Genomic DNA, 25,694 nt, shown 5'->3' with positions numbered 1-25,694 from the left:
GGCAGCATCATGAGCCAAAGCAAACCTGAATTGATAGAAACCTTGCGGGTAGATGCAGACGGCCAGATCCCCCTGCTGGAACTGCATCTGGAGCGCGTGGCACGCAGCTGCGCGGAACTGGGCTACGACTGGGATGCACAAACCTGGTTGCAGGCCATGCATACGGCGCTGGGCCAGGCTCCGGTCAACACACCCTTACGACTGCGTATCTTGTGGGGTGCCGACGCCAGCGCCCAGGCACAGGCGAACGCACTGCCAGCACTGGAAGGCCCCTTACAGCTATGCCTGTCCCGCACACCCCTGCCCGCTCAGGACCCGCTGCTCTCGCACAAGACGACGCATCGCCCCTGGTATCAAGAGGCCAGCGCCCTGCTGGAAAAGCATCCCCAAATCTTTGATGTGATCTATCTGGATACACAGAATCGGGTTTGTGAAGGCAGCCGCAGCAATATTTATATTCAGGACGAACAGGGCCAGTGGTGGACACCGCCCGCCCAAGGCTGGCTCTTGCCCGGCGTGCAACGGCAGGCGCTTCTCAATAGCAAGCTGGTTCGTGAAACCGAGATTTCCCTGGAGGATTTACTGAACGCCAAGGCAATCCGAGTCTCGAATGCCTTGCGTGGCTGGCAGGACGCCTTACTGGTTCAGTATCCGGTTTAAGGCGTAGTCGGCGGCCTGCATGCCCATGCTGGCCGTCACAGTGACCCCGGAGCCATAACCCGCGCAGGCCAGTCCTTGCAGCGCACCGTCTTCGGCCTGGGTCCAGTTCTGTGGCAGACGCGTTTCCTGCTCGAACCACAGGCAATCCACTCCCATGCGAGGCACACGCTTCAAGGCGCGGCCCTGAGCATCGCTGCCACGTGCAAAGCCATGCTGCTTGCGCAGGATCTGGCGCAGCTTGCCCAACAAGGCATCATGGCGTGCTACCGACAAGTCTCCCCGGCGCAACGTCAGCGGGTCGGTTTTGCCTCCTGCCCCGCCGCAGCTCAGCAGGGGCACCTTGCAGCGCCTGGCCTGCAAGATCAGAGCAATCTTGGCACTGGCCTGGTCAGTGCAATCCAGAAACACGTCGGGACGCTGCTCCATCAGGCTGGCCGCATTATCCTCAGTGACAAAATCTTCAATCAGCTGCAGCTGGCACTGAGGATTGATCTGCGCAATGCGCTGGGCCATGGCTTCAATCTTGGCCATGCCCAAGGTGCTGTCCAGGGCAGGCAACTGGCGGTTGATATTCGATTCGGCAATATTATCCAGATCAATCAGGGTAATCCGGCCCACAGCAGAACGGGCCAGCGCTTCCACCGCCCAGGTTCCCACGCCCCCGATACCCGCCACCATCACATGGGCGGCCGCCAGACGCTCGCGCGCTCCGGCTCCATACAAACGATCCAAACCGCCGAAACGGCGTTCGGCATCCATGTTGTGCTGCTCTGTCATGCAATCTGTCCATCACCGGCCCATGCGGCCAAACCCGTTAATTCTACGTCTAATTGCCCCTGACCAGCCTGTGAAACGGGCCTTATGCCCTGGTGGCTTGACTGTGCCCTGCCAAATAGCAACACTCATATAAGCAAATTAGTATTTTTCCTTAGTTATCAGCATCAAAGCCCGCTACAGTGGACTGTGCTTGCTCTACAATTGTCATAGGTTTCAAGCATCTGTGATTTTGGCTTACCACCCCTTTTTGCCGTGAACATCGATTCTATTTCCGCCTCGCCTTCCGCCGTACCCACACCGTGCAGCTTTCGTGTCCTGACTGACGAAGAGCGCAACGCCTCTTTGCGTCAATCCTTGGAAGAGGTGCAGTGGTGTGAAAAACAGGACCTGTGGGTCTATGGTTACGGCTCTCTGATCTGGCGTCCCGATTTTGAATTTGCCGAGCAGCGCCAAGCCTTGCTGCGCGGTTACCACCGGGCGCTGTGCTTGTGGTCACGTATCAACCGCGGTACGCCCGAGCAGCCCGGTCTGGTTTTCGGGCTGGATGTAGGCGGTTCTTGCCGGGGCATGGCTTTTCGTATTCCCGCCGAAAGCGTACCCAAGGTATTTGACGCCCTATGGCTGCGCGAGATGCCCAGCGGTGCCTATATTCCTCGCTGGTTGCGCTGCCGCACCAGCCAGGGCGATATTCGTGCCCTGGTCTTTACCATGAACCGCAAGACCGACGCCTACGTCCCCCGTATGCCGGACGAACAGCTGCGACAAGTGGTGTACTCGGCCCAGGGAACCAACGGCCCTTGCATCGAATACGTCATGGAAACCGCCTCGGCGCTGCAACGCTCTAAAATTCTGGATAAACGCCTGCAATCAGTGGTTCAATTACTACAGAGCCAGACTGCACTGCTTAATCCTCAACAAGCCTGAGAGCGCCCCATGTCCCTTGCCGATTTGCGTAACGAATACGAACGCTTTTCCCTGAGCGAAAACGAACTCTGTGCCGATCCTAGCCAGCAATTTCAACGCTGGCTGGATCAGGCGATTGAGCTGAAGGAAGTCGAACCCACGGCGATGACGCTGGCCACCGTGAACCCGGAAGGTCGCCCATCGGCGCGCATTGTTCTGCTCAAAGGTTACGACGAACAAGGCCTGGTGTTCTTTACGAACTACCAATCTCGCAAGGGTACGGACCTGGACCATAACCCGTGGGCCAGCCTGTCCTTTTTCTGGGCCTCCATGCAACGCCAGGTGCGTTTTGAAGGCCGCATCAGCCGCATCAGTGCGGCCGAGTCCGACGAATACTTTCACAGCCGTCCTCTGGGCTCGCGCATTGGGGCCTGGGCCTCGCCGCAAAGCCAGCCCATCAGCCGCGCAGAGCTGGATGCCCGTGCCAAGCAGTACACTGAAAGCTTAGGTGAACATCCCGCCCGCCCTGAACACTGGGGTGGCTTCCGACTGACTCCAGACCATGTCGAATTCTGGCAAGGCCGTGCCTCGCGCCTGCACGACAGGCTGGTGTTCGACCGCAAGGACACATCTGACTGGCAGGTGAGCCGACTGGCTCCTTAAGCCGTTCCCTTGGGGACGCCTGCCCTCAGCATTGATGCAATGACTGTTTTTTCTTCTACCTTCGATAGCGACTTCTTCCGTTCGGCACTGGGCCGTTTCGCCACTGGCGTGACGGTCGTGACCGGTGCCAACAAAGACCACCCGGATCAGGCCATTGGCCTGACCGTCAGCTCCTTTAACTCTGTTTCCCTGGACCCACCTCTGGTGCTGTGGTCGCTGGCCAAGCGCTCCCAGTCCCTGCCACACTTTGTGGACGGCCAGGGCTACGTGATTCACGTTTTGGGAGCCAGCCAGCTATCGCTGGCCAAGCGCTTTGCCTGGGGCGATCAGGCCGAGCGTTTTCGCGATCACCCCATCAAGCGTTCCCCGCACGGCTTGCTCATGCTGGACGACGAGCGTTGCAGTGCCTGGTTCGAGTGCAAGCCTTATGCCGTGCATGAGGCAGGCGATCACCTGATCTTTATCGGTGAAGTCACCCACTGCGAACGTAGCGCCCATCAGCCCCTGATCTACCATGCGGGCGACTTTGACCTGACTCCCTCCCTGGCGTGACGGGGTGTTGCAACGCAGCCCTGACGCCGACAGCATGGCGGGAGTACACTACGCCTTTTGCTCCAACGCGCCAATAAGGTCCTGATTCATGGCAAACGATGTCGATTGCATAGTGCTGGGAGCGGGAGTCGTAGGTTTGGCCTGCGCCCGAAAAATGGCCCAGCAAGGCATGGAGGTTCTGCTGATCGAGCAAACCGCCAGCATTGGCAATGGCGTCAGCTCCCGCAATTCAGAGGTCATACACGCGGGCATTTACTACACGCCGGGCAGCCTGAAGGCTCGCCTGTGTGTAGAAGGCAAGGCCCGGCTGTATGACTACTGCCAGGAGCACCATATAGCCCACGCCCGTTGCGGCAAGCTGATTGTGGCGACCACGCCCGAACAGGAAGCCGATCTGCTCAAGCTGCAGGCCCAGGCGCGCGCTTGTGGCGTGGACGATTTGCAGTGGCTGGATGCCGCCCAGGCCCATGCTCTGGAGCCGGCCTTGAATTGCAGCGCCGCCCTGCTCTCTCCTTCCACCGGCATTGTAGATACCCATGCCTTGATGCTGGCCCTGCAAGGCGATGCAGAAAACCACGGTGCCCAACTGGTCTTCAATACGCCTTTTGTCAGTGCGCGAGTCCTGCCCGGACAAGGTTTCGAAGTGCATGTGGGTGGCGCAGAAGCGTTCAGCCTGACAAGCACCCATCTGATCAATGCGGCTGGTTTGGGCGCTGTGGCCGCTGCACGCCAGATCGAGGGGCTGGATGCCAGCCATATCCCGAACGCTTATCTGTGCAAAGGCAGCTATTTCTCTTTGGCGGGTCGCTCGCCCTTCAAGCACCTGATCTACCCCATGCCCAATAAAGCCGGGCTGGGTGTGCATCTGACGCTGGATCTGGCCGGTCAGGCCCGCTTTGGCCCGGACACCGAATGGGTACAGGACGAGAACTACGATATGGACCCGCAACGAGGCCAATCTTTTTACGCCGCTGTGCGTGAATACTGGCCCGCTTTGCCCGATAACAGCCTGAACCCCGCCTATAGCGGTATCCGGCCTAAAATCGTGCCCGCAGGTCATGCGGCAGCCGACTTCGTCTTTTCAGGTCCCGCCGAGCACGGCATACCCGGACTGCTGAATCTGTTCGGCATCGAATCCCCCGGCCTGACCGCGTGTTTAGCGATTGCACAACACAGCCAAGAAACCCTGGCCCAGGCAGCTTAAAAACTTTTCTGAAATCTTTACAATACTGTCGATGAACGATTACATCTTGACCCTATCCTGCCCGGATCGTACCGGCATTGTCCACAGCGTATCGGGCTGGCTGCTTGAGCAGAACGGCAACATTCTTGAGGCACAGCAGTTTGGCGATGCCGCCACCAACCGCTTTTTCCTGCGCATCCAGTTTTCCCTGCCCGAAAAGCAGGACGTCAACGCGCTGCAAACCAGCTTCGCCCCCATTGCTGAAAAATTCAGCATGGACGCCAATATTTATGACGCCCAGCGTAAAGCCCGCCTGCTGATCCTGGTCAGCCGCCAAGGCCACTGCCTGAACGATCTGCTGTTCCGCGCCCATAGCGGCCAACTGCCGGTGGAAATTGCTGCTGTGGCCTCCAACCATACCGATCATGCCGGTCTGGCTTCTTCTTATGGCATTCCTTTCCATCACCTGCCCGTGACACCGGAAACTCGCCCCGAGCAAGAGCAGCAAATCATCGACCTGGCTCGTGATCTGAAGATTGATCTGGTTGTGCTGGCCCGCTACATGCAGATTCTGTCCACCAATCTGTGCCAATCCCTGTCTGGCCGCGCCATCAATATTCACCACAGCTTCCTGCCCAGCTTCAAGGGCGCACGCCCCTACCATCAGGCACATGCTCGCGGGGTGAAGATTATTGGTGCTACCGCCCACTACGTAACAGCTGACCTGGACGAAGGCCCGATCATCGAGCAGGACGTGGAACACGTGACCCACTCGGTCAGCCCAGCCGAACTGACCCAGATCGGTAGCGATGTGGAGTCTCTGGTTCTGGCCCGTGCCGTGCGCGCCCACGTGGAGCACCGTATCTTGCTGAACGATCAGCGCACGGTGGTATTCCGCTAAGCAGCGAGATCAGGCCTACCTTAAGCCTAAAAAAGCCCTCAATGCTGTGGATACAGATCCACGCATTGAGGGCTTTTTAATGGTCTCCCATTTTTCAAAATGCCAGACGATTTGAGCCTGCTAGCTACTTGGCAATCAGCTCTACCAGCCTCAGGCAACGATCGACTGCTGTCTCTGCCAATCTCTGACGAGTATCTGCTTCAAATCGCCAACAGCCTCTCCCGCATACTGACTGCTTCCCCAATTCCACCATACGCTTGCAGCATGTCTCGTCGGCAAGACCCATGTTTACCGCGGGTACACGGCTACAAGCTCTGCTTATTGCCCTAACGCCAAACCTTCACGCCGAGGGTCTACCCCGGCCTCCAGTCCATCCTGAGTCCAGCGAATCACATGCGTACCGCTAGGAAAAGGCTGCTCACGCACCTCGTGCCCCATTGCCCTCAAAGCCTGCGCCTGTTCCGTCACAGCGGTCCCAGCCTCCAGCTCTGTCGCCCAATTGCGGCTGCCGTAATGAGGCAGGCTGACTGCCTGTTGAGCATCCAGATTCCACATCAACATGCCGGTCAGGGCTTGAGCTACGTAAGGAATGATGGCACTGCCACCGGGTGAGCCCAGGGCAATGACAGGACGGCCATCCTGCATCACCATCATCGGTGCCATGGAACTACGTGGACGCTTGCCGGGTTCCACCCGATTCACGGACAGGCGTCCCATTTCGTCTTTGGGGCTCAAGGCAAAGTCAGTCAGCTGATTGTTCAGCAAGAAACCATGCACCATGATCTTGCTACCAAAAGCTGACTCGACCGAAGTGGTCATGGACACCACTTGCCCCTTGGCATCCGCCACGGACAAATGCGTCGTGGAAGGCAGCTCGGGCGTGTTGTCGCTGGGGGCTTGTGAGTCGGCCAAGGGCTTACCCGGTTGAGCATGTCCCATGGATCGGTCTGGCTGAATCAAGGCAGCGCGGGATTTCAGATACTCCGGAGCCAGCAAAGCCTGCTGAGGGACAGACACAAACGCCGGATCAGCCACCCAGGCATCCCGATCCGCAAAAGCCAAACGCCCCGCTTCAGAGAAATAGTGAATCGCTTCCACAGATTGCGGCTTCGCTGCAGCAATGGGCGTGTGCTGCAAGATACCCAGCATCTGCATCACACTGATAGCCCCGGAGCTGGGCGGTGCCATGCCACAGAGAGCCACTTGCTGCCAGTCCATACAGAGGGGTTCACGACGCAAGGCGCGGTACTGCGTCAAGTCAGACACAGCCAGATCACCCGCAATGGGATCGGCAGCGACGGCAGCCACCATATCCTGGGCAAGTTCACCTTGATAAAAAGCCTGTGCACCCTGCCTGGCCAAAAGACGCAGCACCTGCGCGTATTCCTTGTTCTGCAAACGATGACCAACTGGCCAGGGCTTGCCTTGCTCGTCCAGAAAATAGGCACGTGTAGCCGCCTTGTCAGCCAGTTCAGGATTATCGGCAATCAAGGTATTCAAGCGTGGGCTGACCTCAAAACCGACCTCGGCAAGCTCAATCGCCGGGTCAAACAAATTCGCCCACGGCAGCACGCCACCGTCTTTATGCATCAAATCCAGGGCACGCAGCAAACCCGGTACGCCTACCGAGCGACCACTATTGACCGCCTGCTTGAAGGACATGGTTTTACCGTCCAGCTCGAAGCGATCCAGACTGCTGGCTGCGGGCACCGTTTCCCGTCCGTCATAGCTCATCAGGCCGGTCTTGGGCTGGAACATCAGCAAGAAGCCGCCACCGCCAATGCCGGAAGACTGTGGTTCCACCAGCCCCAGAACCAACTGAGCCGCAATGGCTGCATCCACCGCACTGCCTCCCTGATCCAGGATGCGCAAACCCGCTTGTGTCGCCAAAGGATGTGCCGTCACCACCATGCTTTTCTGGGTGACAAGCTTGTCACGCTGCATGACACTGCTGGCGGTTTCCGGGTTCAAATGCTGGCTGGCTGCTTCCCGAGCATGCGCAGGTAGCGCCAGAGCCAAGGTCAAGGCAGCCGACAACAGAGCCGGTTTCCAGTGCAATCTCATGTGTTCTCCTTTTGGTCCTCAAGCAGCCATTGTTCCAGCAAAACCACCGCTTCGCTGGGCTCATTGGCCGTGGGATAACTAAAAAAATAGGCCTCACTGACAGGCATGGCATGGTCCAGCGGCATGATCAGCTCGCCCTGCTCCAGCGCCTGTTGCACCAGAAAACGCGGCATCAAGGCCACGCCCATGTCGGCATGCAATGCCGACATCACCAGGCTGAACAGCTCGTAACGCGGGCCGGAACTGACACGCAAATCAGGCTCCAGACCGGCAGATCGATACCAGTCCGACCAGCTATCGGGGCGAGTGGACATATGCAGGTGAACCAGCTTTTGCCAATCGCCACTGGCGGCCAGCTTGGGCGAGCAGACCGGCACCAGTTCGCCTTCGTCAAACAGCTTGATCCCTTCAGTTTGCGGCCACAACTGCCGTCCATGATAAATGGCAGCATCAAAGGGGTGGTCGCCAAACTGAAACGGAGTGGTACGCACGGACAGGCTGACGGTGATATCCGGATAGCGCTGGGAGAAACGGGCCAGACGCGGCATCAACCACACGGTCGACAAGGTAGGCAACACGGCCAGATGGATGCTGCGGCCCACACCGGCGCGTGCAATCAGGCTGAAAGTATCCTTGCCGATTTGCTCCAGATGGTGACGGATGCGAGCAGCATAATCGCGCCCTGCCGGAGTCAACACCAGACGCCGCCGCACCCGTGTCAGCAAGGTCACACCCAGCCGCTGCTCCAGGCCGCTTACCTGCCGGTACACCGCGCTATGCGTCAAGGACAATTCCTCGGCCGCACGGGAAAAAGTCCCCAAACGGGCCGTGGCCTCAAAGGCCTGTAATGCGCCCAAACTGGGTACGCCTTGTCTCATAGGTCTTCCTCTTAATCATGCCGCCTCCGCCCTCCTCATTCAGTGCAGGACCGGATCGTTACGCCAGAACACGACATTGTGCAATTTTATCAATTGCCTTGTGCGCTTTATGCACACTATGCTGAGACTTTATATTGATCTCGCTGATTCACAGCCACCTGATGATGCGCTTGCTGCTCATAGTGGCGACTGTCAGCGATACTTAAGCAGCTCTTTTCTATTTTCCAGACTGATGGCGCCCATCCAGGCTCCACCTGACTGACCCTCTTTGATCTTCCCGGAGTACCTCTATGTCTGCCAATCCCTCTTTCCATTGGGACGACCCCCTGCTGTTGAATCAGCAGTTGAGCGATGAAGAGCGCATGGTGCGCGATGCCGCCCACGCCTATGCACAGGAAAAGCTGCTGCCACGCGTACTGGAGGCCTTTCGCCACGAACAGACTGACCCCGCCATCTTTGCCGAGATGGGCTCGCTGGGCCTGTTGGGGGCCACCATTCCTGAAGCCTATGGCGGCGCTGGTCTGAACTACGTCAGCTATGGTTTGATCGCCCGCGAAGTGGAGCGTGTGGATTCAGGCTACCGCTCCATGATGAGCGTGCAATCCTCTCTGGTCATGGTGCCGATTTTTGAATTTGGCAGCGAAGAACAAAAACAGAAATATCTGCCCAAGCTGGCCAGCGGCCAATGGATTGGCTGCTTTGGCCTGACTGAACCCAATCATGGCTCAGACCCCGGTGCCATGGAAAGCCGCGCCGTAAAAGTGGACGGTGGCTATCGTCTGAGCGGCAACAAGACCTGGATTACCAACTCCCCCATTGCTGATGTGCTGGTGGTCTGGGCTAAAGTCGTGGGCGGTGACGACGACGGCAAGATCCGCGGCTTCATTCTGGAAAAAGGCATGAAGGGTCTGTCCACCCCGGCCATTCACGGCAAAGTAGGCTTGCGTGCTTCCCTGACCGGCGAAATCGTCATGGCCGATGTGGAGATTGCAGACAGCCAGATGCTGCCCCATGTCTCGGGTTTGCGTGGCCCTTTCACCTGCCTGAACTCAGCCCGCTTCGGAATTGCCTGGGGTGCCTTGGGCGCCGCCGAATCCTGCTGGCATACCGCCCGCCAGTACACCCTGGACCGCAAACAGTTTGGTCGCCCCTTGGCGGCCAATCAGTTGATCCAGAAAAAGCTCGCCGATATGCAGACCGAAATTACACTGGCGCTGCAAGGCTGCCTGCGTCTGGGACGCATGAAAGACGAAGGCACAGCGGCGGTCGAAATCACCTCCATCATGAAGCGCAACTCCTGCGGCAAGGCACTGGATATTGCCCGACTGGCGCGCGACATGCTGGGCGGCAATGGTATTTCTGACGAGTTCGGTATTGCCCGCCACCTGGTCAATCTGGAAGTGGTGAACACTTACGAAGGCACCCACGACGTACATGCCCTGATTCTGGGACGCGCACAAACCGGGATTCAGGCTTTCTTCTAAAGCAAACCAAACAGGGCAAAGCCAAAGGCTTTGCCCTTGTCCGTTTCAACCCGAACAAACTGGTGAATTACATGCTGTAAGGGGATTTCTCTCCCGTCTGCATTTGCGGTTATTACTACCGAAAGACTCGAGGTAAACAGCATCCCTTCATAAGCAGCGGGCAAAAGGTCTGGAATGAAGGCTCTTTCCAGTCGCAGGGCCGTCTCAAGAACAAAGTGGCCGCTGGAAAGTTGGTAAACCAAAACTATGCGGTGGGGGTCTTTTTATTCTTGTTCGGACTTCAACTCAAACATGCTGGTCGCTTCCATTTCCAGCACCAGCTCATCACGCTGATTGAACACATTCCAATTCCAGCGAATGATGCCCAGATCTGAACGGCTGCTGGACACACGCTTGGACACCACCGTGGCCTCCAGACGGATTGAATCACCGGCTCGCACAGGCAAGGCCCAGCGCAGACGCTCCAGACCGGGCGAACCAAAGGACTCGGAATCGTGCAAGGCAGAATCCACGGCCATGCGCATGGTTTTGCCACAAGTGAGCCAACCGCTGGCGATCAAACCGCCCCAATGGCCTTCTTCGGCCTGCTTGTCGTCAATATGAAAGGACTGCGGATCGTATTTCTGGGCAAATTCCAGCATTTCTTCGCGAGTCACAGGGACAAGTGGGTGCTTGATGACCATACCCACTTCAAATTCAGCAAATTTCATGTTGTTGTACAACGAAAAAAGCCCCCACGCTGCGCCTTCGGCTTGCTGCCCCCCGAGGGGGAGTTTTTGCCTTGGGGCGGCCCGGCGACAAAAAAAAGCCCCCACGCTACACCTTCGGCTTGCTGCCCCTCCAAGGGGGAGCTTTCACCTTGGGACGGCCCGGCGGCAAAAAAGATCGAGAGCGCCACTCTACCATCTCTGCCAGAATTTGCAGCCCCTGCCCCTACTGCGCCACAAACCGCAGCAAACTGTCCACATCCGGTATCAGGAGAAGCCAGCCTGTGCGTCTTATACCAATCTATGGCATAAAGAGAGTTTCCTAATCACTCGCACGCCCAGCCTGCCCAGGGCTTCTTGATTCAACACCGCTATGACAACACTAGATTCATCTTTGCAATTTGCGAGCCTGATTCAAGGCACACAAGCCATTGAACTGGAATATCAACGCATTTTCCCCGAGCGGGTCGCGGCCCCTTTGCTGGTGTTTCTGCATGAGGGTCTGGGTTCGATTGCCATGTGGAAAGACTGGCCGGCACAGTTATGCGAACAAACCGGCTGTAGCGGTCTGATGTACTCACGTTACGGATATGGCCGCAGTACCCCGCGCCCCGACAATAGCCCCAAAGAGCCCGACTATCTGCACGAACAGGCACTGGACGTACTGCCGCAATTGCTGGAACAAGTGGGCGAGGACGGCCAAAAGCGCCCGATTATGCTGGTCGGCCACAGCGATGGTGGCTCGATTGCCCTGCTGGCAGCCAGCGGCTTTGGCGACAAGCTGCAAGGCATTGTGGTGATGGCCCCGCACCTGTTTGTGGAAGACATTTCCCTGCGCGGCATTCTGGTCGCCCGCGAAGCCTACGAGCAAGGTTTTTTACGCGAGCGACTGGCACGCTATCACGATGATGTGGAGTCCGCCTTCTGGGGCTGGAACGCCACCTGGACGGAACCCCAATTCCGGGACTGGAATATCGAAGAGGACGTCAGCCGCATCACCTGCCCGATTCTGGCCATTCAGGGCGTGGATGATGAATACGGCACGCTGGAGCAAATCCGTCGCATCAAGAAGCTGGTGCCGCACACGGAGCTGCTGGAGCTGGAGCAATGCGGTCACCTGCCCTACCGGGATAAGGAAGCGCAGGTGAACCAGGCAATTGTGGACTTTCTGAAGCGAACAGCCCGCTAAACAGCGAACTCACCCAGTCCCTAAGCTCAGCCCTTAAAGCACACACGCACTACTAAACAGCAGACTTATTCAAAGGCTGCTGCTGCTCGGCCCAGGCGGTCATTGACCGCCTGCCAGTCCGGCGTATCCGGGCAACGCTGCACCCAAATATGCTGATACTGGCCTTGGTCCAGACGACGCAACATAGCGTACAAGTCCTGGGCATAAAGCTGCGCATCCGGGCTGCACACATACCAGTCGTGCACCTCCGCCGAAAATGGCGGCAAGGAGGCAAAAGCGACAATGGCCTGCTTGCCCCCCTGGCTCAAAGCAGCCTGCACCGCAGCCGCGCTGTCTTCATCAAACAAAGATAAAGGGGTACGCGGCGCATAGTGCGCTTTCAAGCTGCCCGAAACCTGTGGGGCTTGTTGATCCGGGCTGGCGGGTTCGTAGCCGATAACCTCGGCAATCATGGCGGCGCTAATGTGGCCAGGCCGCAAAAGCACGGCACCCACACCTTGATGAGTACGCGACACGTCCACAATGGTGGACTCGATGCCCACTTCCGACGGGCCCGCTTCCACAATCAGCAGCTCCTCTGCACTCATGTCCGCGAATTCATCGCGTACATGGCTGGCCGCCGTGGGCGATACCTGACCGAACTTGTTGGCCGAAGGTGCTGCTACTCCTGCCTGTCCGCTGGGCTTGAGTTCTGCCATGCGCTTGAGCAAAGCCTGTGCCACCGGATGGGAAGGGCAACGAATACCAATGCTGCTTTGCCCGCCACTGACCGTATCCGGAATAGCCGGATTGCGCGGCAAGATCAGCGTCAAAGGCCCCGGCCAGAAGGCATCAATCAATTGCTGCGCCACAGGCGGAATATCCGTCACCCAATAGCGCAAGTCGGCACCGGGGGCCACATGCACAATCAAGGGATGATTCGCAGGGCGGCCCTTGGCCTTGTAAATCAGTTGCACCGCCGCCGGGTTTTCTGCATCCGCGCCCAGACCGTAGACTGTCTCGGTTGGAAAGGCCACCAGCCCCCCTTGTGCCAGCACACGGGCGGCTTGCTCTATCTGCTGCTCGGAAGGGCTACGGGTGGAATCACTCATGATCAAACGCGATACGCAAGGCAGCGGCGGCTCGGGCAGTGCGTTCACGCACTTGCTGATCCGACTCGCCCACAATATTGACGTGACCCATCTTGCGGCCAACACGGGCCTCGGCCTTGCCGTACAGGTGCAAGGACACGCCAGGCACAGCCAGCAAGGCAGCCCAATCAGGTTCACGCATCTGGCCCTGTTCATCAAACCAGATATCGCCCAGGATGTTGAGCATCATGGAAGGACACAAAGCGCCGGTGTCACCCAGGGGCAAAGCCGCCATCACACGAGCCTGCTGTTCGAACTGGCTAGTGACGCAAGCATTCATGGTGTAGTGACCGCTATTGTGCGGACGGGGAGCCACCTCATTAGCCAACAAACGGCCATCTTCCAGAATGAAGAACTCCACACACAAGACACCCACGTAGTCCAGCGTACGGGCGATAGCGGCAGCCGCCTGACGGGCCTGCTCGGACAAGGCATCATCCTGAAACTGGGCGCTGATGGTGGACACGGCCAAAATGCCATCACGGTGCTCATTACGGGCACATGGGAAGGTTTTGACCTGATCGTCCAGGCCACGAGCCAGGACAACCGAAATTTCGGACTTCAAGGGTTGCAGGGCTTCCAGCACACAGGCCTGAGAACCGAACTCCTTGAAAGCAGCCAGAGCCTGTTCACGGTCTGCTACACGAGCCTGGCCCTTGCCGTCGTAACCAAAGCGTGCCGTCTTCAAGATACCGGGGAACAAGGCGCTGTCAGCGGCTTGCAAATCGTCCAGACTTTCGATGGCCGCATAGGGGGCCACCGGCACACCGGCCTGCGCGATAAAGGCTTTTTCACGAATACGATCCTGCACAATGCCTACGGCATCACCAGACGGTGTGACTCGTGTGTGCTGGGCCAAGGTCAGCAAGGACTGCGCCGGGACGTTCTCGAACTCGGTACTGACGGCTTGGCACAAGTCCCCCAGACGGGAAAGCGCTTGTGCGTCATCGTAGGCCGCACAGATATGCAGATCCGCCACTGCGCCTGCAGGGCTAAGGGTGTCCGGGTCCAGCACGGCCACCTTGTAGCCCAGGCTTTGGGCGCTATGGCAGAACATGCGGCCCAGTTGGCCGCCTCCAATCATGCCCAGCCAGGAGCCAGGGACCAGAAGGGCAACATCAGTCATGGGGGTCATCATCACAAAATAAAATCAGGCAGTAGCAGGAGGAACACGCATAGCTCGGGCGGCCTCGGTCTGGCGGGCACGGTACGCAATCAGTTTTTCAGTCAGCACAGCATCGTTGACCGCCAGATTGGCAATCACGTGCAGCGCGGCATTGGCAGCACCAGCCTCGCCAATGGCGAAGGTGGCAACCGGCACGCCCTTGGGCATTTGCACAATCGACAGCAGGGAATCTTCACCGCGCAGGTAGCGCGAAGGTACAGGTACGCCAAACACGGGCAAGTGCGTCAGGGCAGCCAGCATGCCGGGCAAGTGAGCCGCGCCGCCTGCACCGGCAATAATGGCTTTCAGGCCACGGGCCGGAGCCTGGGCACCATAGTCCACCATATCAATCGGCATGCGGTGGGCAGAAACCACACGGCACTCATAGGACACGCCAAATTCGTCCAGAATGGCCACAGCCTGGCTCATGACATCCCAGTCGCTGGAGGAACCCATCACAATGCCCACTGTGGGGGCCGCAGGAGTTTGTACGCTCATTAGAGATACGCCCTAAAAGGAAGAAGGCGCCATGCTGCCGGGCGCCTTGGTAAATAGAAAAACAGCAGGGTCCATCCAATGATGGGTTTTCCGGCGAGGCAGACTTTGCTCTGCCCATCGCCCTCCCCCAAAGCCCGGCTCGCTGTGGCGAAGTCGTCCAAGGACATGCAGCCGCTTGGCACCCTGCGAAGGACGAGCAGGCAACTCGTTTACGGCGAGCGCCTGTCCGGGCTGTAAACCGTTCACGCTGTTAGGCGTTCCAGGGCTTCGCGGTATTTGTCAGCCGTACGCTCGGCCACCTCAGCAGGCAAGCGAGGAGCGGGTGGCGTCTTGTCCCAAACCTGGGTTTCCAGCCAATCGCGCACAAATTGCTTGTCGTAAGACGGTGGGCTGATGCCTTCAGCATAGCTGTCGGCTGGCCAGAAACGCGAGGAATCCGGGGTCAGCACTTCGTCCATCAAATGCAGCTGGCCTTGATCGTCCAGGCCAAACTCAAATTTGGTATCGGCAATCAGAATGCCACGGCTGGCCGCGTAGTCGGCAGCTTCGGTGTACAGACGCAAGGTCACGTCACGGATCTGCTCGGCCAGTTCCTGACCCACTTCCTTGACCACGTGGGCGAAATCCACGTTCTCGTCGTGCGAGCCCATTTCGGCTTTGGCAGCCGGGGTAAACAACACGTGGGGCAGCTTGGCCGCTTGCTTCAAACCAGCCGGCAAGGTGATGCCACATACCGCGCCGGTAGCCTGGTAGTCTTTCCAGCCCGAACCAATCAGATAACCACGAGCCACCGCTTCCACCATGATGGGCTTCAAGCGCTTGACCACCATGGAGCGGCCTTCCACTTGGGCGCGCTCTTCAGGCGCCACCACATCAACCGGGTTCACGCCAGTGGTGTGATTAGGGATGATGTGCGCCAGCTTGTTCAGCCAGAACTCGGTCATCTGCGTCAAGACAGCGCCCTTGCCGGGAATGGGGTCGTCCAGAATCACATCGAATGCCGAAATGCGATCACTGGCCACAATCAACAACTTGTCCTCACCCACCGCATACATGTCCCGAACTTTGCCGCGCGCGAGTAGCGGCAGGGAGCTCAGGCTGGATTGATGTAAGGGCTCTTGCACGATTTCATCCTTAAAACGAAAACATCCCGCTGACTATGGATGCAGGCGGGACGACAATCCCGGCGCCTGCGGCACCGGGCAAAGACGCGGAGACCGGGGCGGGCAGTCGTGCTGCCCACTCCTGCTCCGCCTGACAAAATTACTGAACGATCTGGGACAACTCGCCGGTGCTGTACTGGCGGGCGATTTCCTGCAAAGGAATGGCCTTGATCTTGGAGGCCTGACCGGCGGCACCAAACTGCTGGTAGCGGGCCACGCACACTTTCTTGGCGGCTTCGCGAGCAGGTTTCAGGTATTCGCGTGGGTCGAATTTCTCCGGGTTTTCGAACAGGAAACGACGGATGGCAGCGGTCATGGCCAAACGGATATCGGTGTCGATATTGACCTTGCGCACACCGTACTTGATGGCTTCCTGAATTTCTTCCACAGGCACGCCGTAGGTTTCTTTCATGTTGCCACCGAACTGGCGGATTTCAGCCAGCAGTTCCTGAGGCACGCTGGAGCTGCCGTGCATGACCAGGTGAGTATTGGGCAAACGACGGTGAATTTCTTTCACGCGCTCGATGGACAAAATGTCGCCGGTAGGCTTGCGGGTGAACTTGTAAGCACCGTGGCTGGTACCGATGGCGATGGCCAGTGCATCCAGTTGAGTGCGTGTCACAAACTCAGCAGCCTGCTCGGGGTCGGTCAACAACTGGTCCAGAGTCAGAACGCCGTCAGCACCGTGACCGTCTTCCTTGTCGCCCTGCATGGTTTCCAGGGAACCCAGGCAGCCCAGTTCGCCTTCAACGGTCACGCCCAGCTTGTGAGCCATTTCGACCACTTTGCGGGTAACTTCCACGTTGTATTCAAAATCGGCAATGGTCTTGCCGTCGGGCAGCAAGGAGCCGTCCATCATCACACTGGAGAAACCCAGTTCGATGGCGCCTTTGCAAATCTCGGGGGACTGGCCGTGGTCCTGGTGCATCACCACAGGGATGTTGGGGTAGGACTCGACAGCAGCTTCGATCAGGTGACGCAGAAACGCTTCGCCTGCGTATTTACGGGCGCCGGCCGATGCCTGCATGATGACGGGGCTATCCGTCTCCGAGGCGGCTTCCATAATAGCCTGGACCTGCTCCAGGTTATTGACGTTGAACGCTGGAATACCATAACCGTGCTCGGCCGCGTGATCGAGCAGCTGGCGCATGGAAACTAGGGCCATGAGAAGACCTCCTGAAGACTAAAATAATTGAAAAACTTGGCCGGGCACGGTTCCGTGCACAGCCGATTGTTTGTAAGCGTATTAACTGGCGGTCCGACGCGCCGACTTGGGGCGGAACGCATTGACCACATGCTCGTGAGTTTGTGCGTAAGGTCCACCAATCAGGTCGATGCAATACGGGACTGCTGCAAAAATACCCGGCACCAATACTTGTCCGGTTTCTGAATCCCGTAATCCTTCCAGAGTTTCCTGAATGGCTTTGGGCTGCCCAGGCAGATTGATAATCAGAGCAGCGTGGTCCTGAATTTCTCGGATGACCGCAACTTGCCGCGACAAAATCGCTGTTGGTACGAATTTTAAACTGATTTGACGCATCTGTTCACCGAAACCGGGCATTTCGCGCGTTCCAGCGTCCAGAGTGGCCTCCGGCGTCACGTCGCGACGCGCCGGACCAGTGCCACCGGTAGTCAAAATCAGGTCGCAACCCGCTTCCACCAAGTCGACCAGGGTGTCAGTAATCTGGGCACGCTCGTCGGGAATCAGCCGTTCCATATAGGCAGGCGCTACCGTCAAGGCGGAGTCCAGCCAGCGGCGCAGCGCCGGTATGCCTTGATCCTGGTACTGTCCGCTGGAGGCGCGATCTGAAACCGACACCAAGCCGATACGCAATTGATCCGGATGCTCGCGGGGAGACTGTCGATTGAATGTCATGCTTTTCCTTGGAAGCGAAATAAACTACAGGCCCTGAACGGGCCTGCCAATAGCACGATTGTAACGAATCGCAGTGGGGCTTAAATACAACGGCCGCCGTCTACTTCGATGCAAGTGCCTGTAATGAACTCGGCCTCGTCCGAGGCCAGATACAGCGCTGCCGCTGCCACGTCCTTGGGTGTGCAAAAACGTCCCAGCGGAATTCCCGCCAAGAAACGGCTGCGGTTTTCCGGCGTATCGGGCATGCCCATGAACTGTTCCAGCAACGCCGTGTCACCAATCACCGGATTAATGCAGTTCACCCGGATATTATCCGGCCCCAACTCGGCCGCCATACCCTTGCTGATCGTTACCACCGCGCCCTTGGTGCCGTTGTACCAGACCAGTCCGGGGCGCGGACGCAAGGCGGCGGTAGACGCAATATTGATGAAAGAGCCCGAGCCCTGGGCGCGCAGATACGGCACAAAGTGTTTGGCGGTCCAGTAAATGCTTTTCACGTTGACGGCATAGACCAGATCGAACTCGCTTTCGCTGACCTCCAGCAACGGTTTATTGCGATGCGTGGTGCCCGCATTGTTCACCACAATATGCAGCCCACCGCATTCGCGCAGGGCAATATCCAACAGGGCATGAACTTCGTCCCCTTGCGAGACATCGCAAGCGGCAAAAATGGCCTGACCACCCTGTGCCTGAATCTGGGCCGCTGCGGCCTGCCCTTGCTCTGCATTCAGGTCGGCAATCAGTACACGCGCTCCTTCGCGTGCAAAGCGCTGTGCAATGCCCAGGCCAAAACCCGATGCACCGCCCGTCACGATAGCCACTTTGTCTTGCAATCGCATGTTTGTCTCCTTCTGCTTTTTATATAGAAATGGCGGCATTGCGCCGCCATTGGTGAAACCTGTTTAGCGTTCAGCTGCCATGCTGCCAGAAAACCGGAGCCGCCACAGCCGCGCTAACCCCTAAATACCCTACGATCAGCTGGCCGCATGACGTAGCGCAACCGTTTTCAGGGAAGTCAGGGCGTACAAGGCTTCAAAGCCCTTCTCACGGCCTATGCCGGACTGACCGGTTCCACCAAAAGGCAGTTCCACCCCACCTGCCGCACCGTAATTATTCACAAAGACCTGCCCAGCTCGCAGTTGTCGGGCCATACGCACTTGACGAGCCCCGTCGCGGGTCCAGACCCCGGCCACCAGACTGTAAGGCGTGCCATTGGCCATGGCGATGGCTTCTTCCTCTGTACCGAAGGGCTGGGCCACCAGAACAGGACCGAAGATTTCCTCCTGCGCCAGACGATGTTCAACAGGCACATGGCCCAATAAAACAGGCACTTGGTAAAAACCGCCTGCGGGGGCCTTGGAGTCCAGCTTGCCTTGCGCCAGCACCACAATGCCGTCCTGGTCCAGATTTTCCAGATAGGAACGCACCCGCGCTTGCTGCTGCGCGCTGATCAGGGGACCGCAATCCAGATTGTCGCTGGCCGCCCCGGTCAGCAGCGCCTTGAAGGCTTCGGCCAGACGCTCGGTAAAGTCGCCATAAATAGCGCGCTGAATCAGCACTCGACTCCCTGCCGAGCAGGTCTGCCCGGCGTTCTGCACAATCGCATTGACCACGACCGGCAAAGCGGCATCCAGATCCGCATCCGAGAACACGATTTGTGGAGACTTGCCGCCCAGCTCCAAGGTGACCGGCACAAAATTCTGCGCTGCTTGCAAGGCCACCTGACGGCCTGTGTCGGGAGAGCCAGTAAAGGAAATGTGATTGATATCCGGATGAGCAGACAAAGCCTGCCCGGCTTCACTACCCAGCCCCGTGCAGATATTCAGCACTCCCGCTGGCAAACCCGCTTCGTGCAACAACTCGGCCACGCGCAGCAAGGACAGACTGGCATCCTCTGCCGGTTTCACCACGCAGGTATTACCCGCAGCCAGGGACGCGGCTACGCTGCGCCCGAAGATCTGCAAGGGGTAATTCCAGGGGATGATGTGCGCGGTAACGCCCAAGGGTTCACGCAAGGTGAACGCCGTCATCTCCCAGCCCAGCGGGATGGTTTGACCATGCAGCTTGTCCACCGCGCCCGCATAGAACTCAAAATAGCGGACAATGGCAGCAGCATCGGACTGGGCCTGACGCAAAGGCTTGCCGGTATCGCGAGATTCCAGCCGCGCCAGCTCCTCTCGGGCATCAGACAAAGTTCGAGCGCAACGCAGCAATAACTGGCTGCGTTGGGCGGCCGTCAGACGGCTCCACGGCCCCTGGCTGGCACGTCGGGCGGCCTGTACGGCCCAATCAATATCCACCTCGGACGATTGCGCCAAGCGCGCGAAGGTCTCGCCTGTGGAGGGGTCGATAACCGGTAGCAAACCACCGCCCTCCGCGCCAAGTTGCTGTCCGTCAATCCAATTGCGACACTCCATGACCGCCTCCAATGCTATTGTTATCTCAGCCAATCGAGCTTTGCTCGAGATCATTCTACTCAAGGACCTGCTGCTTTGGACTCTCGACAACGTACTTTGCTCTTAGCGGGCGCTGGCGATCTGGGCACCCGCACCGGGATGCTGGCCCGCCATCACGAATGGCCGGTGATCGGCCTGCGCCGTCATGTTCCCCTGGACGATCACAGCGGAATTGAATGGGTGGAAGCTGATTTGAGCGAGCCCACCTCCCTGCGCCTGAAGCACCGCAAAATCACCCACGTACTTTACGCCGTCTCTCCCGACCAGCGTAGCCAGGCAGCTTACGAACGAGTATTTCTGCACGGCCTGGAAAACCTGCTCAACGAGCTGGACCTGAAAGTCCTGAAACGCTTTGTCTTTGTATCGTCCAGCGCCGTCTACGGGCCGAGCACTGAATGGGTGGACGAGAACTCCCCCACCGAACCCACGCAGTTCAATGGCAAAGTACTGCTGGAGGCCGAGCAACTGCTGCACCACCGCATCCCGGCCCAAGCCGTCGTCATCCGCCCCAGCGGCCTGTACGGGCCAGGGCGTACCCAATTGCTGGACCGCCTGCGTGAAGGCCGTGCCACCGTGCCGGACGACCCGGAGCACTGGGCCAACCGCCTGCATATTGAAGACGCTGCGCGTGCCTGCTGGCACCTGCTACGCACTCCCGCGCCCTTCCCTTGCTATATAGGTACGGACAGCCGACCTTACCGGATTACCGAGCTTTACGACGGACTGGCGGATCTGCTGGAAGTAGCCCACCCCGAACGGCGTCAGTCCACCGAAGGTGGCAAGCGCCTGAGCAACCAGCGACTGCTGGACAGCGGCTTTCAGCTGGACTGGCCCGACGCCCTACAGGGGTATGCACAGTTGATTAAAGATGGGGCGTAAACTTTCAGATCCAACAAAAAAGCCAGCCAACGTTCGTTGACTGGCTTTTTCTGACGAAGCAAAGACTGGCTTAAGCCTTGTCTTCCAACGCAGCCACGGCCGGCAAGCGCTTGCCTTCCAGGAATTCCAGGAAGGCACCGCCGCCCGTGGAGATGTAATCCACGTCTTCACCAATATTGAACTGGGCAATCGCTGCCAGGGTGTCGCCACCGCCCGCAATCGAGAAAGCCTTGGAGCCTGCAATCGCACGCGACAGGGTTTCCGTGCCTTGTGCGAAGGCGGGGAACTCGAACACGCCCAGAGGGCCGTTCCAGACCACGGTGCCAGCCTTGGCAATGATGTCAGCGATCTGCTGAGCCGTTTGCGGGCCCACGTCCAGAATCATGTCATCGTCCTGGACCTGATCAGCAGCCTTGATTTCAGCCGCGGCATCAGCAGCAAAGGACTTGGCGCACACCACATCCACAGGGATAGGCACTTCTGCGCCGCGCTCTTTCATGATGCGGATCACTTCACGGGCTTCTTCCAACTGGCTTTCTTCCACCAGGGATTTGCCCACGGACAGGCCACTAGCCATCATGAAGGTATTGGCAATGCCGCCACCGACCACCAGTTGGTCAACTTTTTCAGCCAAAGCGCGCAGAATGGACAGTTTGGTGGACACCTTGGCACCACCCACAATCGCGACCAGAGGACGGGCAGGCTGGTTCAGGGCACGTCCCAGGGCCTTCAACTCGGCTTCCAGCAAAGGACCGGCACAAGCCACGGGAGCAAAGCGGGCGATACCTTCGGTAGTCGCTTCAGCACGGTGGGCCGTACCGAAGGCGTCGTTTACGTAAACGTCACACAAAGCCGCCATTTTGCGAGCCAACTCAGGATCGTTCTTCTTCTCACCCACATTGCAGCGGCAGTTCTCCAGCAAGACCACTTGACCGGGCGACACTTGCACGCCATCCAGCCAATTGCGACGCAGCTCAACGGGCATGCCCAGCAACTCGGACAAACGTTGCACCACGGGTTCCAGCGAATCCACAGGCTGGCACTCGCCTTCTTTGGGGCGACCCAGATGAGACGTGACCATTACTGCTGCGCCGGCATCCAGCGCCATGCGAATGGCAGGCACCGAGGCACGTACGCGCGTATCTTCGGTAATACGTCCGTCTTGCAGGGGGACATTCAGATCAGAGCGGATAAATACCCGCTTGCCTCGCAGCGCGTCCGTTTCGGCCAGCGCAGACAAGGTCTTGATGCTTGTAGACATGATTTTTTGTTCTGGGAATTAACGTGACAGGGGCGGGAAATCCCGCCCCTGCTATTCAGATCTTACTTGGCCGACATCAGTGCGATGGTGCTGTCGAGCATACGAATGGAGAAAGCCCATTCGTTGTCGTACCAGGCAGCCACTTTGACCATATTGCCGCCGGTCACTTTGGTCAGCAGGGAATCAACCGTGCTGGAAGCGGTGGTGTGGTTGAAGTCGATGGAAACCAGAGGTTCGGTGCAGTAGTCCAGAATGCCCTTCATGGCGCCTTCCGAGGCGGCTTTCAGAATACCGTTCACTTCTTCAACGCTGGTGTTGCGGCTGGCCACGAAAGTCAGGTCAACCATGGACACGTTGATGGTGGGAACGCGCACGGCGTAACCGTCCAGCTTGCCATTCAGCTCTGGCAGCACCAGACCCACAGCAGCCGCTGCGCCGGTCTTGGTGGGGATCATGCTGCTGGTGGCCGAACGGGCACGGCGCATGTCCTTGTGACGCACGTCGGTCAGGACCTGGTCGTTGGTGTAAGCGTGGATGGTGGTCATCAAACCGCTGACCACGCCCAGTTCCTTGTGCAAGGGAGCAACCAGGGGAGCCAGGCAATTGGTGGTGCACGATGCGTTGGAGATAACGGTATCGGTGCTCTTCAGAATGTCATGGTTCACGCCGTACACGATGGTGGCGTCCACATCCTTGCCACCGGGGGCCGAGATGATGACTTTCTTGGCACCGGCTTGAATGTGCTCACCAGCCTTTTCCTTGGTGGTGAAAGCGCCGGTACATTCCAGCACTACGTCCACACCCAGCTCAGCCCAAGGCAGGGTCAGCGCATCGCGCTGGCTCAGCAGGCGGATACGGTCGCCGTTGACCACCAGATGATCGCCATCCAGCGACACATCAGCGTTGAAACGGCCATGCACGGAGTCATAGCGAGTCAGGTGTTCGTTGATCTCGGCACCGCCCGAGGCGTTGATGGCCACGATCTCGATATCGTGTTTTTTGCCGTACTCGTAGTGGGCACGCAAGATCATGCGGCCGATACGACCATAACCATTGATTGCGACGCGAATCGTCATGTCAGACTCCAATTACAAAATTTCTTGAACGGCCGCAGCGACCTTCTCTGCTGTCAGACCAAAATGCTTGAACAGGACGCCAGCCGGGGCGGATTCGCCGTAGGTATCGATACCCACCACAGCGCCTTCCAGGCCCACGTACTTGAACCACAGACCTGTGGTACCGGCTTCAACCGCAACACGCGGGATGCCGGGTGTCAGGACCTGATCACGCCACTGCTTGTCCTGCGCGTCGAACAGGTTGGTACAAGGCATGGACACCACACGGGTCGCAATACCTTGCTGAGCCAGCTGCTCCTGTGCTTGCAGCGCCAAACCCACTTCCGAGCCGGTTGCCATGATGATGGCGCGCGCATCTTGCGCATCACGCAGCACGTAGCCACCACGACGGATGTTCTGGATGGTTTGCGCATCGCGCTCGACGAAAGGCAGATTCTGGCGCGACAAGAGCAAGGCGCTAGGACCACCGTCCTGTACGTCCATACCGATGCTGGTAGGACGCTCGACCGAGCAAGCCCAGGCCACAGCCGTTTCCGTGGTGTCGCAAGGACGCCAGACATGCAGGTTGGGGATCAAACGCAGGCTGTTGGCGTGCTCGATGGACTGGTGTGTCGGACCGTCTTCGCCCAGACCGATGGAGTCGTGGGTGAACACGTGCACAACACGCTGCTTCATCAAGGCAGCCATACGGATGGCGTTGCGCGAGTAGTCGGAGAAAGTCAGGAAGGTACCGCCAAAAGGCAGGTAACCACCGTGCAGAGCCAGACCATTCATGATGGCGGCCATACCGAATTCACGTACACCGTAGTTGATGTGGCGACCGAAATGCACACCGTCGGCGTGGGCACGTACGGCTTCGGCACCCTTCCAGTCGGTGAAGTTCGAGCCGGTCAGGTCAGCCGAGCCACCCAGCATTTCTGGCAGCACATTGACCAAAGCGCTAATGGCCAATTGCGAGGCTTTACGCGACGCAATGGTTTCGGCTTTCTGAGCGGTTTCTTCAATAAAGGCCTGTACTTTGGCGCTGTAGTCGGCAGGCAGCTCGCCTTTCAGACGGCGAGCCAGTTCTGCGGCCAGTTCAGGGTAAGCCTGGCTGTAAGCGTCAAAGCGCTTTTGCCATTCCGCTTGCTGGGCGCCGCCTTTTTCGCGGCAATCCCAACCTTGGTAGACTTCCTGAGGAACTTCAAACGGTCCGTGGTTCCAGTCCAGTGCTGCACGGGTGGCGGCAATTTCATCAGCGCCCAGTGGGGCACCGTGAACCTTCTCGGAACCAGCGGCGTTAGGAGCACCCTTGCCGATCACGGTACGGCAGCAAATCAGGGTAGGACCCGTGCCCTCTTTCGCGTTGCGGCGAGCCTGTTCAATCGCGCTATTGATCGAAGCGGCATCGTGGCCGTCAACCGCGCGTATCACGTTCCAGCCGTAGCTTTCAAAACGGGCGGGCGTATCGTCACCAAACCAGTTCTCGACCTTACCGTCGATGGAGATGCCGTTATCGTCGTACATCACGACCAGCTTGGACAGTTTCCAGGTACCGGCCAAGGAGCAAGCCTCGTGCGAGATACCTTCCATCAAACAGCCGTCGCCAGCGAAAACCCAGGTCAGGTGGTCGACCACATCGTGGCCTTCGCGGTTGAACTCGCGCGCCAACAAGGCTTCAGCCAATGCGAAGCCAACAGCATTGCCCAAACCCTGGCCCAAAGGACCTGTGGTGGTTTCCACGCCCGCGGTAATACCCACTTCAGGGTGGCCAGGAGTGCGTGAATGCATCTGACGGAAGTTGCGCAGCTCGTCCATGGGCAGGTCGTAGCCACTAAGGTGCAACAAAGCGTAGATCAGCATGGAACCGTGGCCGTTTGACAACACAAAACGGTCGCGATCAAACCAGGCAGGGTCGGCAGGGTTGTGTTTCAGGTGCCGGGACCAGAGAACCTGGGCGATATCGGCCATGCCCATGGGCGCACCGGGGTGGCCCGAATTAGCTTGTTGCACGGCATCCATAGACAAGGCACGGATGGCATTGGCTAGGGTTTTATCAGAGGCTGACGCAATATCCATTAGAAGCTCATTGGGGCGGCGGCGCGACAATTCCGACAGGCGGACGGCTCACGGCCCTGATTAGTTTATAAAACGCGCTATTTTAGCATTGCTGGCGCTAAATCGCCCCCACTTGAGCTGGGGCCTTGCGCTTTCTCCCCGAAGCCTGGGTACGGTATGCTTGTGCGGTTT

Annotated in this window: 24 protein-coding genes; 9 read left to right on the top strand and 15 right to left on the bottom strand. The window is 58.4% G+C overall.

Annotated features, from left to right (window positions below):
* Nucleotides 1-9 precede the first annotated feature (9 nt).
* Nucleotides 10-660 (top strand): aminotransferase class IV, encoded by a 651-nt coding sequence (locus ACU6HM_RS09505; protein WP_009455099.1) that lies wholly within the window; start codon nt 10-12, stop codon nt 658-660.
* Here the strand turns inward: ACU6HM_RS09505 and ACU6HM_RS09500 are convergent.
* Complete coding sequence (locus ACU6HM_RS09500; RefSeq protein ID WP_035271118.1) at nt 637-1,437, bottom strand: tRNA threonylcarbamoyladenosine dehydratase; 801 nt, start codon at nt 1,435-1,437, stop codon at nt 637-639. The two genes, ACU6HM_RS09505 and ACU6HM_RS09500, sit on opposite strands and share 24 nt — an antisense overlap.
* 252 nt (nt 1,438-1,689) lie before the next feature.
* Between ACU6HM_RS09500 and ACU6HM_RS09495 the strand changes: the two genes are divergently transcribed.
* From ACU6HM_RS09495 to purU, 5 genes are all read left to right on the top strand, one after another.
* Nucleotides 1,690-2,361, top strand: a complete 672-nt coding sequence (locus tag ACU6HM_RS09495; protein WP_009455103.1) for a gamma-glutamylcyclotransferase — start codon at nt 1,690-1,692, stop codon at nt 2,359-2,361.
* Nucleotides 2,362-2,370: 9 nt separating this feature from the next.
* Complete coding sequence (gene pdxH, locus ACU6HM_RS09490) at nt 2,371-3,003, top strand: pyridoxamine 5'-phosphate oxidase (protein WP_009455105.1); 633 nt, start codon at nt 2,371-2,373, stop codon at nt 3,001-3,003.
* Between the two features lie 39 nt (nt 3,004-3,042).
* Nucleotides 3,043-3,555: a flavin reductase family protein gene (locus ACU6HM_RS09485; protein ID WP_009455106.1), complete on the top strand. Its 513-nt coding sequence runs from the start codon at nt 3,043-3,045 to the stop codon at nt 3,553-3,555.
* A gap of 88 nt (nt 3,556-3,643) precedes the next feature.
* On the top strand, nt 3,644-4,759 hold the full coding sequence (locus tag ACU6HM_RS09480) for an NAD(P)/FAD-dependent oxidoreductase (RefSeq protein ID WP_446763713.1): 1,116 nt from the start codon (nt 3,644-3,646) through the stop codon (nt 4,757-4,759).
* Nucleotides 4,760-4,784: 25 nt separating this feature from the next.
* Nucleotides 4,785-5,639: a formyltetrahydrofolate deformylase gene (purU, locus tag ACU6HM_RS09475; RefSeq protein WP_164837966.1), complete on the top strand. Its 855-nt coding sequence runs from the start codon at nt 4,785-4,787 to the stop codon at nt 5,637-5,639.
* 318 nt (nt 5,640-5,957) lie between these two features.
* Here purU and ggt read toward each other — a convergent pair whose 3' ends face one another.
* Nucleotides 5,958-7,703, bottom strand: coding sequence for a gamma-glutamyltransferase (gene ggt / locus ACU6HM_RS09470; protein WP_446763712.1), 1,746 nt, complete (start codon nt 7,701-7,703; stop codon nt 5,958-5,960).
* Nucleotides 7,700-8,581 (bottom strand): LysR substrate-binding domain-containing protein, encoded by an 882-nt coding sequence (locus ACU6HM_RS09465; protein ID WP_060185598.1) that lies wholly within the window; start codon nt 8,579-8,581, stop codon nt 7,700-7,702. The genes ggt and ACU6HM_RS09465 overlap by 4 nt, the downstream gene beginning before the upstream one ends.
* Nucleotides 8,582-8,871: 290 nt before the next feature.
* Between ACU6HM_RS09465 and ACU6HM_RS09460 the strand changes: the two genes are divergently transcribed.
* Nucleotides 8,872-10,065 (top strand): acyl-CoA dehydrogenase, encoded by a 1,194-nt coding sequence (locus ACU6HM_RS09460; protein ID WP_022983442.1) that lies wholly within the window; start codon nt 8,872-8,874, stop codon nt 10,063-10,065.
* Nucleotides 10,066-10,328: 263 nt separating this feature from the next.
* Here the strand turns inward: ACU6HM_RS09460 and ACU6HM_RS09455 are convergent, their stop codons facing one another.
* Complete coding sequence (locus ACU6HM_RS09455; protein WP_369326386.1) at nt 10,329-10,775, bottom strand: MaoC/PaaZ C-terminal domain-containing protein; 447 nt, start codon at nt 10,773-10,775, stop codon at nt 10,329-10,331.
* Nucleotides 10,776-11,145: 370 nt separating this feature from the next.
* Here ACU6HM_RS09455 and ACU6HM_RS09450 point away from each other — a divergent pair, with 370 nt between their 5' ends.
* On the top strand, nt 11,146-11,961 hold the full coding sequence (locus ACU6HM_RS09450; protein ID WP_369326385.1) for an alpha/beta fold hydrolase: 816 nt from the start codon (nt 11,146-11,148) through the stop codon (nt 11,959-11,961).
* A gap of 65 nt (nt 11,962-12,026) precedes the next feature.
* On the opposite strand, the gene ACU6HM_RS09445 is transcribed toward ACU6HM_RS09450, so the two are convergent.
* The 8 genes from ACU6HM_RS09445 to ACU6HM_RS09410 all read right to left on the bottom strand — a co-directional run bounded on the left by ACU6HM_RS09445 (nt 12,027) and on the right by ACU6HM_RS09410 (nt 20,210).
* On the bottom strand, nt 12,027-13,052 hold the full coding sequence (locus ACU6HM_RS09445) for an L-threonylcarbamoyladenylate synthase (RefSeq protein ID WP_060185595.1): 1,026 nt from the start codon (nt 13,050-13,052) through the stop codon (nt 12,027-12,029).
* Entirely contained in the window at nt 13,045-14,226 is a 1,182-nt protein-coding gene (locus ACU6HM_RS09440; RefSeq protein WP_031232980.1) for a 5-(carboxyamino)imidazole ribonucleotide synthase, read from the bottom strand. Before ACU6HM_RS09440 ends, ACU6HM_RS09445 begins: the two co-directional genes overlap by 8 nt.
* Nucleotides 14,227-14,241: 15 nt before the next feature.
* A complete protein-coding gene (gene purE, locus ACU6HM_RS09435; RefSeq protein ID WP_009455126.1) occupies nt 14,242-14,754 on the bottom strand; it encodes a 5-(carboxyamino)imidazole ribonucleotide mutase in 513 nt (170 codons plus the stop codon).
* 242 nt (nt 14,755-14,996) lie between these two features.
* Nucleotides 14,997-15,878 carry a phosphoribosylaminoimidazolesuccinocarboxamide synthase gene (locus tag ACU6HM_RS09430; protein ID WP_009455127.1) on the bottom strand — a complete coding sequence of 294 codons (882 nt, stop codon included), beginning with the start codon at nt 15,876-15,878 and terminating at the stop codon, nt 14,997-14,999.
* A gap of 139 nt (nt 15,879-16,017) precedes the next feature.
* Nucleotides 16,018-17,082 (bottom strand): class II fructose-bisphosphate aldolase, encoded by a 1,065-nt coding sequence (fba, locus tag ACU6HM_RS09425; RefSeq protein WP_009455128.1) that lies wholly within the window; start codon nt 17,080-17,082, stop codon nt 16,018-16,020.
* An 81-nt stretch (nt 17,083-17,163) separates the two neighbouring features.
* A complete protein-coding gene (gene mog / locus ACU6HM_RS09420) occupies nt 17,164-17,793 on the bottom strand; it encodes a molybdopterin adenylyltransferase (protein ID WP_009455129.1) in 630 nt (209 codons plus the stop codon).
* Between the two features lie 80 nt (nt 17,794-17,873).
* Nucleotides 17,874-18,632 carry an SDR family oxidoreductase gene (locus tag ACU6HM_RS09415; RefSeq protein ID WP_009455130.1) on the bottom strand — a complete coding sequence of 253 codons (759 nt, stop codon included), beginning with the start codon at nt 18,630-18,632 and terminating at the stop codon, nt 17,874-17,876.
* 135 nt (nt 18,633-18,767) lie between these two features.
* Complete coding sequence (locus ACU6HM_RS09410; RefSeq protein ID WP_022983437.1) at nt 18,768-20,210, bottom strand: aldehyde dehydrogenase family protein; 1,443 nt, start codon at nt 20,208-20,210, stop codon at nt 18,768-18,770.
* Nucleotides 20,211-20,285: 75 nt separating this feature from the next.
* Between ACU6HM_RS09410 and ACU6HM_RS09405 the strand changes: the two genes are divergently transcribed.
* A complete protein-coding gene (locus tag ACU6HM_RS09405; protein ID WP_446763711.1) occupies nt 20,286-21,128 on the top strand; it encodes an NAD-dependent epimerase/dehydratase family protein in 843 nt (280 codons plus the stop codon).
* 70 nt (nt 21,129-21,198) lie between these two features.
* Here ACU6HM_RS09405 and ACU6HM_RS09400 read toward each other — a convergent pair whose 3' ends face one another.
* From ACU6HM_RS09400 to tkt, 3 genes are all read right to left on the bottom strand, one after another.
* The gene (locus ACU6HM_RS09400) at nt 21,199-22,389 is read right to left on the bottom strand and encodes a phosphoglycerate kinase (RefSeq protein WP_022983435.1); all 1,191 of its coding nucleotides are present in this window, start codon (nt 22,387-22,389) and stop codon (nt 21,199-21,201) included.
* 62 nt (nt 22,390-22,451) lie between these two features.
* On the bottom strand, nt 22,452-23,465 hold the full coding sequence (gap, locus tag ACU6HM_RS09395; protein WP_009455139.1) for a type I glyceraldehyde-3-phosphate dehydrogenase: 1,014 nt from the start codon (nt 23,463-23,465) through the stop codon (nt 22,452-22,454).
* Nucleotides 23,466-23,477: 12 nt separating this feature from the next.
* The gene (gene tkt / locus ACU6HM_RS09390) at nt 23,478-25,523 is read right to left on the bottom strand and encodes a transketolase (protein WP_446763710.1); all 2,046 of its coding nucleotides are present in this window, start codon (nt 25,521-25,523) and stop codon (nt 23,478-23,480) included.
* Nucleotides 25,524-25,694: the final 171 nt, after the last annotated feature.

The organism is Alcaligenes sp. RM2 (assembly GCF_052931795.1).
Note: the sequence above shows the minus strand (reverse complement) of the source record. Positions and strands in the feature narration are given on the sequence as shown.